This is a genomic window from Bradyrhizobium sp., assembly GCF_004799405.1.
Classification (GTDB): Bacteria; Pseudomonadota; Alphaproteobacteria; order Rhizobiales; family Xanthobacteraceae; genus Bradyrhizobium.
Genome location: NZ_SSMW01000042.1, coordinates 1 through 13,098, shown reverse-complemented (window position 1 = coordinate 13,098; position 13,098 = coordinate 1). Strand labels below are relative to the sequence as shown.

Here is a 13,098-nt window from a genome sequence, read left to right as displayed (position 1 = left end):
CTAACCCAGCAGGCTGCCGGGCTCGACTTTTACGCCCGGCCCCATGGTGGAGGAAACCGCGACGCGCTGGATGTAGGTGCCTTTCGATCCCGATGGCTTGGCCTTGGCGACCGCATCCGCAAGCGCCCTGACGTTTTGCACCAGTTTCTCTTCGGAGAACGACGCCTTGCCGATGCCGGCCTGCACGATGCCGGCTTTTTCGACCCGGAATTCGACCGAACCGCCCTTGGCGCCCTTGACGGCATTGCCGATGTCCATGGTGACGGTGCCGATCTTCGGGTTCGGCATCATGCCGCGCGGTCCCAGCACTTTGCCGAGCCGACCGACCAGCGGCATCATGTCGGGGGTCGCGATGCAGCGATCGAAGTCGATCTGGCCGCCCTGTACTTTCTCGACCAGGTCCTCGGCGCCGACCACGTCCGCACCCGCCGCCTTGGCCTCTTCAGCCTTGGCGCCGCGCGCAAACACCCCGACCCGCAGGGTGCGTCCGGTGCCGTTCGGCAAGATCACCACGCCGCGCACCATCTGATCGGCATGACGGGGATCGACGCCGAGATTGATCGCAATCTCGACGGTCTCGTCGAACTTCGACTTGGCGCGTTCCTTGACCATCTTGATGGCGTCGGCGAGCGGATAAAGCTTTTCGCGATCAACGCCCTCGCGGGCCTTCTTCAAACGTTTTCCAATTGCCATGACCGTTACCCCGCCACCTCGACGCCCATCGAACGGGCTGAGCCCTCGACCATCTTCATGGCCGCTTCGATGGTGTCGCAATTCAGATCTTTCATCTTGGCCTCGGCGATCTCGCGCACCTGCGCCTTCGTCACCTTGCCGGCCTTGTCGCGGCCCGGAGCCTTCGACCCCGAGGTCAGCTTGGCCGCCTTCTTGATGAAGAAAGACATCGGCGGCGTCTTCATCTCGAAGGTGAACGAACGATCGGCGTAGATCGTGATCACCACCGGAATCGGGGTGTTCTTCTCTTCCTTCTGCGTCTGGGCGTTGAACGCCTTGCAGAACTCCATGATGTTGAGGCCGCGCTGACCAAGCGCGGGTCCGATCGGGGGCGAAGGATTCGCCGCACCGGCCGGCACCTGCAATTTCAGGTATCCGGTCACTTTCTTTGCCATCTGTCACTCCTGTTGTGCCGACCGAAATCGGCTGTTTCAGGTTTCGTGGTTCGGATGAAAACGGTTGGCGCCGCTTTTACCCTCCCACGGCCTTCCCGCTCAGACCTTCTCGACCTGAGCGAATTCCAGTTCGACCGGCGTGGCGCGTCCGAAGATCGACACCGCGACCTTGACGCGCGAGCGCGCCTCGTCGATTTCCTCGACCACCCCGGAGAACGACGCGAACGGCCCATCGGCGACCCGCACATTCTCGCCGATCTCGAACGAGACCGAAGCCTTGGGGCGTTCCACGCCTTCCTGCACCTGGTGCAGGATCCGCATGGCTTCGGCTTCCGAGATCGGCATCGGCTTGTTTTCCGCGCCGAGAAAGCCCGTGACCTTCGGAGTATTCTTGATGAGGTGGAAGGCCTCATCGGTCAGTTTCATCTTGACCAGGACATAGCCCGGGAAAAACTTGCGCTCGGCGTCGATCTTGCGGCCGCGGCGTATTTCGGTGACCTTTTCGGTCGGCACCAGCACCTGCTCGAACAGTTCTTCAAGCCCGCGCTGCTTCGATTGCTCGCGGATCGATTCCGCGACCTTCTTTTCGAAGTTCGAATAGGCGTGGACGATATACCAGCGCTTGTCCATCGTTTCGGTTCCGGCGGTTGCCATCAGTGAATGCCGAGCAGGAAGGTGACGAGATAACGGATCAGTTGATCCGAGGCGAAGAAGAAGATCGAAGCCAGCGCCACCATGACGAACACCATGATGGTGGTGATCATGGTTTCGCGGCGGGTGGGCCAGGTGACCTTGTTGGTCTCCTGGCGCACTTCCTGCAGGAACTTGAACGGGCTGAGAGCCATCGTTTATTCGATCCGCGTCCATCGTGGAACGCACAGTTGTCTTAAGGAATCCGAACAGCCCTCTAGCGCCCAGCCCTCTTCTGAAGGATGAGCCGGCAAGCGGGCTCGATTATTCGGGGGATTTCAAAGCCGCGCCGGATATCCGTCGAAGCGGGCCGGCAGCAGGTGGCGGCTATGTACTGCGGGCGGCGGTAAAGGTCAAGGCAGGCGGGAACTTGAAATCAGAATTGCATCGAAAATCTCAGGGCTTCGCGGGTTCAGCCTGCGCAGGGGCCTTTTGGACCTTGGCGGCTTTCGGCTGGCGGTCGCGCGCGGCGATCAGTTCATTCCTGAGCTTCAACCGTTCGTCGGTTGTCATGGTGGGCTCGTCGCGCTCCGGTGGCTTGTCTTGTATCGGGGAATAAGCGCCGGCTTTCGGGGCCGCCGGCGCCTGGGCCCGCGCGTCCATCGGCGATGAGCCGGCACTCGAAGTCGCACAGCCGCCAAGCGAGAGGCCCGACAATAGCAGCGCTCCCGCAGCGAGCGCCGTTACCTTTCGCCGATTCGACATTACGCAACACCCATGGATGGTTGTTCCACGAGTATTGCGGGCCAATTATGACCATTGCTCGGGGCCCCCGATGCGGTTCAGCGCATGCTTTCCCTTGCAGTTCGCAGCAACTATTCAATCGATCATGCTGCCGTCCCGGAACGAGGCAGGCAATCCATCTGTGACCATGCTCACATCTGACGCCCGATACGACGATTGCGGTTGAATATCAATGTCTTGCGCAGGCAAGACTGGCAGGGCAATACTCCGGGATGCTGGCAGAATTCGCCGCGCCAAAGTCAGATTCAGATTATGCATAAGCCACTTGTTCAAGCGATCATCGCGGGCGTTCAAAAAGGTGGAACAACGAGTTTGTTTCGTTACTTGCAGAACCACCCTCAGCTGCAGCCGCCCCTGCAGAAAGAGCTTCACTTTTTTGACGACGAGTCGGTTGACTGGAAAAGGCCGAATTATCAAATCCTTCATAGCGCGTTCGGCCCTGTGAACGAGAAGCGCAAAGCCTTTGAAGCGACCCCGATCTATATATTCTGGCCCCCGGCGCTGCCGCGCATCAAATCGTACAATCCTGAAATGAAATTGCTTTTCCTGTTCCGCGACCCGATCGAACGAGCTTGGTCCAACTGGAAAATGGAAATCTCCCGCGGGCGAGAAACGCTGCCTTTCACTCTCGCGATCCGCGAGGGACGCAAGCGGCTGCAAAACATTCATGAGCTCGACCGCCCATGGCGGCTCTTCAGCTACGTCGAACGGGGTTTTTTCTCTGGCCAGGTCAAGAAGGCTCTCGAACTCTTTCCTCGTGACCAGCTCTTGTTTCTTCGTTCGAACGATTTGAAAAACGATCACCGCGGCACGCTGCGTGCCATCACCGACTTTCTGCAGATCGACCCGTTGCCCGATGTCGCCGCCAGGTTCGATCACCGCACGCGGCCGGTCAATTACCGCTTGAGCGCCGCCGATGTTGAATTCCTTCGCGCCACCTACCGGCCTGATGTGCTCGAATTTGCCAAACTCACCGATCTTTCTGTTTCCGATTGGCCTACCGTCAATTCGAGCATAACAATACCGAACTGACCGACGTCATCTGCGGGCCATCTGGTCTCGTTTGGACGCCGGCAACGTGTAATAGCGCGAAGCCAGAACCGAAATGTCCCAAAAACTTCCTTCGCACCTGGCTGCTCTCGAGTCAGAAGCGATTTTCATTCTGAGAGAGACCGCGGCGGAACTGTCAAAACCGGTATTGCTGTACTCGATAGGCAAGGATTCCTCGGTGCTGCTGCACCTGGCCTTGAAGGCCTTTTTTCCGGCCCAGCCGCCTTTTCCGTTGCTGCACGTCGACACCAACTGGAAGTTTCGCGAGATGATATCGTTTCGCGACGATACCGCCAGACGACTGGATCTGGAGCTCCTGGTCTATACCAATCGGGATGGACTCGATCGCGGGATCAACCCGTTCGACTCAGGATCGTCGCTGCACACCCAGATCATGAAGACGGAAGCCTTGAAGCAATCGCTCCGGCTCCACGGATTCGACGCGGCAATCGGCGGAGCGCGGCGTGACGAGGAACGCTCCCGCGCCAAGGAGCGTATTTTTTCCCTGCGTTCGGCGGAGCAAGGCTGGGATCCCCGCAGGCAACGTCCGGAACTATGGTCGCTGTATAATTGCAGGCTTCAAACCGGCGAGTCGCTCAGGGTTTTTCCGCTTTCGAACTGGACCGAACTCGATGTCTGGGAATACATCCGCTGCGAGGATATCCCGGTCGTGCCGCTTTACTTCGCCAAGGCCCGGCCGGTTATCGAGCGGGACGGCATGTTGATCATGGTTGACGATGATCGCATTCGTTTGCGCCCCGACGAACAGATCGTGTCGCGCAGCGTCCGGTTTAGAACCCTTGGATGCTACCCGCTCACGGGCGCCGTCGAATCCTCTGCAACGACGGTCGACGATATCATCGTTGAGCTGTCTGCTTCCAGGCAATCGGAACGGGCAGCCCGCGCGATCGACAATGACGAAATCGCTTCAATGGAGCGAAAAAAGCGCGACGGTTATTTTTGATGAATCAGGGCAACGCGAAGAGCGATCCGGCAGGCTCGACATGGGATGGCGAGGTCGTTCGCGTCCTGACTTGCGGCAGCGTCGATGCCGGGAAGTCCACCTTGATCGGCCGGCTGCTGTTTGATCTCGGTCTGGTAGCCGACGATCAGGTGACCGCCCTTGAACGCGACACCAGGCGAACGCGGTTCGCATTCGAGGGGATGGATTTCTCGCTGCTGCTGGACGGTCTGGAAGCGGAGCAGCAACAGGGCATTACCATCGACGTTGCCTATCGCTACATCCGCACGGCGGCCCGCAAGCTGATCATCGCGGATACTCCCGGCCACGAGCAATACACGCGCAATATGGCCTGTGGCGCGTCGGTCTCCGATGTCGCCATCATTCTGGTCGACGCCCAGAAGGGAATTCTGCCGCAGACCCGGCGCCATACGCTGATAGCGAACCTGTTCGGCGTACGGCACGCCATCTTGATCGTGAACAAGATCGATGCCGTCGATTACTCCGAGCCGGCATTTGACACCATCACAAGGCAGTTTGCGCAATACGCCGGCGGTCTTGACTACAAGTCCGTCGTGTCGATTCCTGTCGCAGCGCTCGAGGGAGAGAACATCGTCAAGCGAACCGGAAGCACGCCCTGGTATCGCGGTCCAACCCTGGTCGAGTATCTCGATACGATCGACATAACCCGCGAACGCATGACTCGCGCGATGCGCCTTCCGGTACAGTCGATATGCCGAACCGAAGGGACTCGCGCCATCGCCGGAACGGTCGCCAGCGGGACACTGCGGGTCGGCGACCTCATCGGAATTTCAGGCACGAAAATCGAGACCAGGGTCGCTCGGCTGCTCGGCCCTTCCGGGGACCGGCCGTTTGCGGTGGCCGGCGAAAGCGTCATGGCGCTGTTCGCCGACGAAGTCGATCTGAGCCGTGGTGACATGCTGCACGGACCCGACGATCGCCCGGTGTTTGCAGACCAGTTTTCGGGACGGCTGTTGTGGATGAGCGAAGAGCATCTGGTTCCGGAACGCTCCTATCTCCTGAAGATCGGAACCCGCACGGTCCCGGTGTCGATAACGAAGATCAAGCACCAGATCGATGTCGATACCGGCGCGCACATCGCGCGGACGTTCCTCGGGCTCAACGAAATCGCGGAGTGCAATTTTTCAGTCTCCGTTCCGATCAGCCTCGACAGCTTCAACAAATATCCGGAGACGGGCTGCTTTATTCTGATCGACCGAACGACCAACGACACGGTGGGGGCCGGCACCGTAATGTTTGCCCTGCGGCGCGCCACCAATATTCATCCGCATCGGTTCGAGATTGACAAACGCTTGAGGGCTTCGGCAAAGGGGCAAGAGCCTGTCGTGATCTGGTTCACCGGCCTGCCGGGCTCGGGCAAATCGACCATCGGCAACCTTGTCGAGCAGAAACTCTATGCCGTCGGACGGCACACCTATCTGATCGACGGCGACAACATTCGCGGCGGCCTCAACCGCGATCTTGGATTTACCGAAGAGGACCGTGTCGAAAACATCAGGCGCGCGGCCGAACTGGCGCGGCTGTTCGCGGATGCCGGCCTGATCGTCATCGTTGCCCTGATCTCGCCTTACCGGGCGGATCGGCGGCAGGCCAGGGAACTCATCGGGGACGGCGAATTCATCGAGGTTTTTGTCGATACGCCGATAGCGGTCTGTCGCGAGCGCGATCCCAAGGGGCTATATGCCAAGGCCGATCGGGGTGAACTCAGCAACATGACCGGCATCGATCAGCCCTATGAGGCGCCGGAGCATCCGGAAATCAGGTTGACCACCGCGGACAAGACCGCGGATGAACTGGCCGACCAGGTGATCGAGTTCCTGAGGGAGCGGCGCGCCATTTCGCTCGCCTGACAATTCATGCGCCGCCGAAGGCGACACGCTTGAATTGCTCGGCGAGCCTGCTCGGGATCTTTTTCTTTTCACTGCCGTAGCGCGCGCTCAATGCAAGCGCCTGTTCGAGTTCGCCTTCATTGACCGGTACCCGCATGGCGTCCGCTATTTTCCCGATGATCGCCCGCGGGTCGGCGAACAATTCGGCCGATGGCACGAAGATGGGCTTGATGCCGGCAAGCGTAAACAGACAGCGAAAGCCGGCGTCCTGCCCCATCAGCATGTCGAGTTCCTGCAAGGCTTGACCGAAAAAGCTGTCGAAGTTTTTCGGGTCGCGGGCAAGCGGCGTCGTGGTCGGGCGGCCCGAGAAATCCCAGTTGCCGCTTTCCAGGGCCGCGCGATACGAAGCATATTGCGCGGGAGCGTCGGAACGGAAGAGATGAACCACGGTGGCTCCGTCGAACAAATCCCTTCCGGCTTTATTGCGAAGAGCTCGATCGAAATGCGGAAACTGCAGCTTGGTGGCGAAAACGCTGCCCTGCCCGCGGCGTCTGCGCAAGGCCGCGACGTATCGCGCAACCTCCGACGGTTCGAGCGGGTTCTGGGAAAATCCCAAGCGCTCGCCGAGCCGCCGCGCGTAGCTCGGATTGAAGTATTCATGCGGTACGCCAATTCCCGCCGCCAGCAGGAAACGGCAAAGTTCGTAGCTGCCGGTTCGCGGCGCCGAGCAGATGATGAGCGTCCGTTCAGCCGGATGCGCCGACGCCCGGTCATAGTCGGGTCCGATCAGATCGAGCGCGTCCGGTCGTCGCTGTGCCACGTTTGTCCCGTACTGCTTGTGAATATTGCCGGCTCCAGTCGTGCCGGCAATCGCCTGGAACGTACACTCCTTGAATGGACCGCTTTTAATTGTCAATATTGGCAGCGCTGCAGCCGATAAACGGCCGCTGGGTCCGATAACGATTGTTTCCCTGAATGAACTCCAATTTTGGTATTCCTCTGCAGCCATTCGAACGCGCGGTTTCCCTGCATGACAGCGGTCGTCTGTCGGAGGCCGAACAACTCTATCAAATGGTCCTGCTGGGAGACGATCGCCATTTCGACGCGCTTTGCCGCTTCGGTCTGGTGCGGCTGCAACAGCAGCGCTTTGCGGATGCCGAGGGCCTGATACGCCGCGCCATCAAGGTCGACAAGCGTTCCGCGGAAGCTCACCAGCTTCTCGGATCGGCGCTGACCGGTCTTGGGCGCCTGGAGGAAGCGGTCCGCAGTTATTCGAAAGCGGTTGCGATCCGGCCAAGATTTGCGGAGGCCCGGAATAACCTCGGTTACGCGCTGCAAGTGCTCGGGCGACATGACGAAGCCATCCTGCACTATAAAAAGGCAATTGCGGCCCGGGCGGACTATCCAGAGGCCTACAACAATCTTGGCAACGCCCTGCATTTGCTGGAGCGGTCCGACGAAGCCATCATCCACTACGAGAAGGCGATAGCCATCCGGCCTGACTACGCCGAGGCTTACTGGAACCTCGGTAACGCGCTTAGTGCCGTCGGGCGGCTCGACGATGCGATCGGATTTTACCAGAAGGCGATCGCCATCAAGCCGCGTTATCACGAAGCCTTCAACAGCCTCGGCAACGCATATTCCAACCTGGGCAAATTCGATGAAGCGGTGCTCCAATACAATAAGGCGCTTGCGTTAAACCCCGACTATGTTGAAGCGCGCCTCAACCTTGGCGATGCGCTGGGCTCGCTTGACCAGCATGAAGCGGCGCTCGCGGCCTATGACGCCGTGCTCGTCCTCAAAGCCGGCGATGCGAACGCTCTGACCAAGCGCGGCCAGGCCCTCCGGCGGCTCAATCGCGACGAGGAGGCGCTGGCTTCCTACGAAGCGGCGCTGAATTTCGATCCTAGCTGTGATGCCGCATTCGACGGCCTCGCCGGTGCGGCGCTGGCAAGCTGCGATTGGACCAGAACCGCAAGGCTGTGGCGCGAAGTTCCAGCGCATGTCGCCAGCGGAAAGCAGTTCGACGCCTTCAGGTTTCTCGGCTACAGCAGCGACCCCGCCCTGCAGCTCGAATGCGCCAGGCGATTCATCGCTCAAGAGGTGACCGTTCGCCGGCCGCCGTTTTGGACCGGCGAGAGATGGAAGAATGAGAGAATAAAGATTGCGTATGTCTCGTGCGGTTTCCACAAACATCCGACGGCATACCTGACCGCCGAGCTCCTCGAAATCCATGACCGGTCGCGTTTCGAAATCATTGGCGTTTCGCTGGGTCCGGACGACGGCAGCGAGATTCGCGCCAGGCTGATTCGCGCGTTCGATCAATTCCATGACGTGCAACCGAACACCGATCAGGAGGCCGCGCAACTCCTGCACGATTTGCGCGTCGATATTGCCGTCGACCGCAGCGGCTATACAACCAATGCGAGGCCCGGAATCTTCGTCGCCAGGCCCGCTCCCATCCAGGTCAACTATATCGGCTTTCCGGGCACGTTGGGCGCCAAATTTTATGACTACATTCTGGCGGACGCGACCGTGCTGCCGTTCGACAGGCAGCCGTTCTACACCGAGCGCATCGTACATCTGCCGAATTCTTACCTCGTCAACGACACCAAACGTTCCGTTTCCACCAGAACGCCCACGCGCCAGGAGTCCGGTCTACCCGAGCAGGGTTTCGTGTTTTGCTGTTTCAACAACACTTACAAGATCACGCCGCCCGTGTTCGATGTCTGGATGCGACTGCTTGCGCAGGTCGAAGGCAGCGTGCTCTGGCTGTTGAGCGACCGGGAGTCGGCCGAAGCGAACCTCCTCCGTGAGGCTGCCGCGCGGGGCATCGACCCGGCACGGCTGGTCTTCGCCAGACGGGTTCCGCTCGAGGACCATCTCGCCCGGCACCGGCTGGCGGACCTGTTCCTGGATACCTTGCCTTACAACGCCCATACGACGGCTGCCGACGCCCTGTCGATGGGGTTGCCCGTCGTTAGCTGTCTGGGCGAGTCTTTTGCTGGACGCGTCGCGGCAAGCCTTTTGCGGGCGGTCGGCATGCTCGACCTCGTGACAAGCAGCCTTGGCGAATACGAGGATTTAATTCTTCGCATCGCGCGCGAGCCGGCGATGTTGCAAGAGCTGCGCGACCGGCTGCAGCGAAACAAGGTCTCCTGGCCGCTATTCGATAGCGATCTTTATCGCCGGAACATCGAATCCGCCTATGTCAGGATGTGGGAGGCCTGGCAGCGGGGTGAAGCGCCCGTCAGTTTTGCCGTCAAACCAGACGTCTCGGCTCAATCTTCCAAATCGCCGTTGCCGCAGCCATAAAGGCTGGCGGAAATAAGCCGGAAAAGCCAGCGCCCCAGTCCGGACAAAGACTGAGGCGCTGGTATTCCGAAGGCAGATTTGCGAGGCGACCTAGTACTTTGCCACCACCGGCGCGTCGCCGCCGAACTTGTAGTTCACGCCAATCTTGACGGTTTCAACGGTCTGCTTGCCCGATGAAAACGTGGTGACACCAAGCGCGTCACCAAATGCAAGCAGTTTGCCGTGTCCGAAATCGTAGTAGTTGCCTTCGACAAAGGCAGACCAGTTCTGCGTGAGCGCATATTCGATGCCGGCGCCCACGGTCCAGCCGGCGCGGGTCTCGGCGACCTGCGTCGGGTCATAGAAGACAACGGTATCGTGCAGGTCCCACACATTGTGGATCCATGCGCCGCCGCCTTTCACGTAGAACAGCGCCCGATTATCGAAGCCGGTGTAGCCGAGCCGCACCGTCGCGCTTGCCAGCCAGTCGCTCTTGATCCCAATCGTTGCCCCACCTATTAATCTTTTTATGAACGGGACACCCGGATCGTCGTTCCGGCCGTTGATGTCGGCGCCGGCAATGTCGCCCTGCGCGCCGATAACCCAGTTGCTGGCGAACTGGTAGTTGCAGCCGACCTGAGCACCGAACAATCCGCCGCTCGAATTGATCTTGCTGCTGGACGCACCGGTAATAAGACCACCGCTGCCGCCGCTGAAGGCCGTCGCCTGGTTTTGGCGATTGCGGCCCCAACCCCAACCGACGTGGACGCCGACGTAACATCCGGTCCAGCTATAGACCGGGGCGGGAACCATCATCGGCCGGGGGGCCTTGACGGCCAGATCGGCCGCGTTCACTTCGCTCGCTATAAACAGAGCGGCTACCGAAACGGAAGCAAGCAATAAAGGTCTCATAACACCCCGCAGTTGGATTAATAAAACCGAAACGCTGACGCCTTCGACTACCTACCATCGATTCCCCTGCCCGGGATGATACATTGCAGTTCTCGCTGGAGTTCAGGTCCGATTTTCCCGGCACTGTTGCATTTGGGAAACGTTCGGAAACGTAAGGCTGGGCGAAGCGCTCGGTTCAATCGTCGCCATTGCTGCAAGCCATAAAGGCTGGGGGAACACGCCAAAAAGCCAGCGCCCCAGTCCGGACCAAGACTGGGGCGCTGATATCATGAAGGCAGATTTGCGAGGTGGCTTAGTACTTTGCCACCACCGGCGCATCGCCGCCAAACTTGTAGTTCACACCGATCTTGACGGTTTCAACTGTCTGCTTGCCCGAATAAAACGCGGCAGGATCGCTTGGACTGATCTCAAGCAGCTTGCCGTTTCCGAAATTGTAGTAGTTGCCTTCGACAAAGGCCGTCCAGTTCTGCGTCAACATATATTCGAAGCCGGCGCCCGCGGTCCAGCCGCTGCGGGTCTCACCGAGGATTGTAGGTGAATAGAAGGCGAACGCATCGTGCAGATCCCAAATATTGTGGATCCATGCGCCACCGCCCTTAACGTAGAACATCGCCCGATTGTCGTAGAACGTGTAACCGAGCCGCATGGTCGCGCTCGCCAGCCAGTCGCTCTTGATCGCAATCGTGCCATTACCTGTTCCGAAAAACAGAGCAAGCGGATCGTCGTTCCGGCCGTTGAAGTCGGTGCCGGCAATGTCGCCCTGCGCTCCGATAACCCAGTTGCTGGCGAACTGGTAGTTGCAACCGACCTGACCGCCGAACAACCCGCCGCTCGAATTGACCTTGCCGCCGAAGTCACGGATAGAACCACCGCTACCGCTGCCGCCGACGAGCGCCGGCTGGTGGTGCTGATTGTGGCCCCAACCCCAACCGACCTGGGCGCCGACATAGCATCCGGTCCAGCTATAGACCGGGGCGGGAACCATCATCGGCCGGGGTGCTTTGACGGCAAGATCCGCCGCATTCGCTTCGCTGGCGATAAACAGAGCGGCTATCGAAACGGAAGCAAGCAATAAAGGTCTCATGGCACCCTCGCAGTTGGAAATGAAATCGATCGCTGACGCGTGTGGATTCTTTACCATCCGATTCCCTTGCCGGGAACGATGCATGGCAATTCTCGCTGGGGTTTACGTCCGATTCCCCCGGCACTGTGGCATTTGGGAAACAAAAGACGGTACTAAACCACCATGTCGGCCCGCGGTGTCCCGGCCGACTACCTGATACCGGACAAAACCCTGACGGCATTTAACCTGGCGTCAGCCCTTCTTGAGGCCCGGAACGGCGCTGCCTGATTCCAGCCCCGGCGCATTCGCAATCTGCGGAGCGACCGCGGCTTTCGCCATCGGCTTGAGATTGATGAGAATCCCCTTGCCGTCCGGACACCAGTTCGGCCCTCGCCGTCGAACGGCTTTACCGGGCTAACTGTCGGGGACTGATATTCCCGAGTGCTGTTCTAATCTCATCCGCAAACAGTTCCGCCGAGCGCGCTGGAAACCGGTCAGACAAAAACTCGTCCGCCGCAAGTTGCCCCGCAAGCTGCATCAAATGCGTTCTGTACAGACGGTCATCAAACTTGAATCCGGTCTCGCAGACCAGGAGACGGCCGGTTTCACGTTCCGGCAAAATATCGTGCGAAAAAAACCCAAGCCCGAAGACGTTCGCGATCCTCTCGCACAGCGATTCAATCGCCGGCATCTGCGGAATCACAATGGTCCGGTAGAAAAAATTCCAAAGATCAGCGCCGACTGGGGTATCGGTGTTGTGAACCGAGGCATCGCCCTGTTCGACCGGGCACGCCCTCACAAACACCGAAAGGCAACGGCTCCCGACCGCCATCGCGCGCAACACGACGTAATAGTTTTGGCCCTTGTATTTCGTGTCGGGCGTCGATCCATTCCGTATTGTAGCGGGTCTGGTCGAGCGGCAATCGCGGAACAACCACATAGGTCGGGGCATGAGAACCCCTATTGTCGTTCGAAAATACCTTGAAAGTGGCGACAGCCCCCGTGACGCGCTTTGGCATTTCAACACCGGAACCGCTTGTGTCTGTCCGAAGAGTGCTCGAATCATATGAATCATCTGTGATTCAAGAGTGGTGGCCTGATTCGAGGAGGGATCACCGATGTGGACGAGCAATAACCGCGCCCGTTACGACCGCAGCAAGTTGCGATATCCGAGCGATCTGACCGACGACGAATGGGGACTGGTCGAACCGCTGATCCCGCCGGGCAAGAGTGGCGGTGGCAAGCGCACGGTGATTATGCGGGAGGTGGTGAACGGTCTGATGTACATTCTCTCGACCGGCTGTCAGTGGCGCGCGATCCCGAAAGACCTGCCGCCGAAAAGCTCGGTCTACGACTACTTCGATCTGTGGACATATGACGGCACAT

Annotated in this window: 14 protein-coding genes; 5 read left to right on the top strand and 9 right to left on the bottom strand. The window is 59.4% G+C overall.

Annotation, left to right across the window (positions count from 1 at the left end; genetic code table 11):
* From rplA to E7813_RS07505, 5 genes are all read right to left on the bottom strand, one after another.
* The gene (gene rplA, locus E7813_RS07525) at positions 1-693 is read right to left on the bottom strand and encodes a 50S ribosomal protein L1 (protein WP_291572407.1); all 693 of its coding nucleotides are present in this window, start codon (positions 691-693) and stop codon (positions 1-3) included.
* Between the two features lie 5 nt (positions 694-698).
* Positions 699-1,127: a 50S ribosomal protein L11 gene (gene rplK, locus E7813_RS07520; protein ID WP_291572405.1), complete on the bottom strand. Its 429-nt coding sequence runs from the start codon at positions 1,125-1,127 to the stop codon at positions 699-701.
* A 99-nt stretch (positions 1,128-1,226) separates the two neighbouring features.
* The gene (gene nusG, locus E7813_RS07515) at positions 1,227-1,757 is read right to left on the bottom strand and encodes a transcription termination/antitermination protein NusG (protein WP_291572530.1); all 531 of its coding nucleotides are present in this window, start codon (positions 1,755-1,757) and stop codon (positions 1,227-1,229) included.
* A gap of 23 nt (positions 1,758-1,780) precedes the next feature.
* Positions 1,781-1,972 (bottom strand): preprotein translocase subunit SecE, encoded by a 192-nt coding sequence (secE, locus tag E7813_RS07510; protein WP_291572404.1) that lies wholly within the window; start codon positions 1,970-1,972, stop codon positions 1,781-1,783.
* 241 nt (positions 1,973-2,213) lie between these two features.
* A complete protein-coding gene (locus tag E7813_RS07505) occupies positions 2,214-2,522 on the bottom strand; it encodes a hypothetical protein (RefSeq protein WP_291572402.1) in 309 nt (102 codons plus the stop codon).
* A 201-nt stretch (positions 2,523-2,723) separates the two neighbouring features.
* Between E7813_RS07505 and E7813_RS07500 the strand changes: the two genes are divergently transcribed.
* The 3 genes from E7813_RS07500 to cysC all read left to right on the top strand — a co-directional run bounded on the left by E7813_RS07500 (position 2,724) and on the right by cysC (position 6,464).
* Positions 2,724-3,593 carry a sulfotransferase domain-containing protein gene (locus E7813_RS07500; protein WP_291572399.1) on the top strand — a complete coding sequence of 290 codons (870 nt, stop codon included), beginning with the start codon at positions 2,724-2,726 and terminating at the stop codon, positions 3,591-3,593.
* Positions 3,594-3,666: 73 nt separating this feature from the next.
* The gene (gene cysD / locus E7813_RS07495; RefSeq protein WP_291572398.1) at positions 3,667-4,575 is read left to right on the top strand and encodes a sulfate adenylyltransferase subunit CysD; all 909 of its coding nucleotides are present in this window, start codon (positions 3,667-3,669) and stop codon (positions 4,573-4,575) included.
* Positions 4,575-6,464, top strand: coding sequence for an adenylyl-sulfate kinase (gene cysC, locus E7813_RS07490; protein ID WP_291572397.1), 1,890 nt, complete (start codon positions 4,575-4,577; stop codon positions 6,462-6,464). The genes cysD and cysC overlap by 1 nt, the downstream gene beginning before the upstream one ends.
* A gap of 4 nt (positions 6,465-6,468) precedes the next feature.
* On the opposite strand, the gene E7813_RS07485 is transcribed toward cysC, so the two are convergent.
* Positions 6,469-7,263 (bottom strand): Stf0 family sulfotransferase, encoded by a 795-nt coding sequence (locus E7813_RS07485; RefSeq protein ID WP_291572395.1) that lies wholly within the window; start codon positions 7,261-7,263, stop codon positions 6,469-6,471.
* A 155-nt stretch (positions 7,264-7,418) separates the two neighbouring features.
* Between E7813_RS07485 and E7813_RS07480 the strand changes: the two genes are divergently transcribed.
* Positions 7,419-9,758, top strand: coding sequence for a glycosyltransferase family 41 protein (locus E7813_RS07480; RefSeq protein ID WP_291572393.1), 2,340 nt, complete (start codon positions 7,419-7,421; stop codon positions 9,756-9,758).
* Positions 9,759-9,848: 90 nt separating this feature from the next.
* Here E7813_RS07480 and E7813_RS07475 read toward each other — a convergent pair whose 3' ends face one another.
* The 3 genes from E7813_RS07475 to E7813_RS07465 all read right to left on the bottom strand — a co-directional run bounded on the left by E7813_RS07475 (position 9,849) and on the right by E7813_RS07465 (position 12,556).
* On the bottom strand, positions 9,849-10,592 hold the full coding sequence (locus E7813_RS07475; protein WP_291572390.1) for an outer membrane beta-barrel protein: 744 nt from the start codon (positions 10,590-10,592) through the stop codon (positions 9,849-9,851).
* A gap of 349 nt (positions 10,593-10,941) precedes the next feature.
* Positions 10,942-11,817: an outer membrane beta-barrel protein gene (locus E7813_RS07470; RefSeq protein WP_291572388.1), complete on the bottom strand. Its 876-nt coding sequence runs from the start codon at positions 11,815-11,817 to the stop codon at positions 10,942-10,944.
* Between the two features lie 301 nt (positions 11,818-12,118).
* A complete protein-coding gene (locus E7813_RS07465; protein WP_291572387.1) occupies positions 12,119-12,556 on the bottom strand; it encodes a hypothetical protein in 438 nt (145 codons plus the stop codon).
* A gap of 274 nt (positions 12,557-12,830) precedes the next feature.
* Here E7813_RS07465 and E7813_RS07460 point away from each other — a divergent pair.
* A partial coding sequence (locus E7813_RS07460) for a transposase (RefSeq protein ID WP_291572386.1) occupies positions 12,831-13,098 on the top strand: 268 nt, incomplete at its 3' end.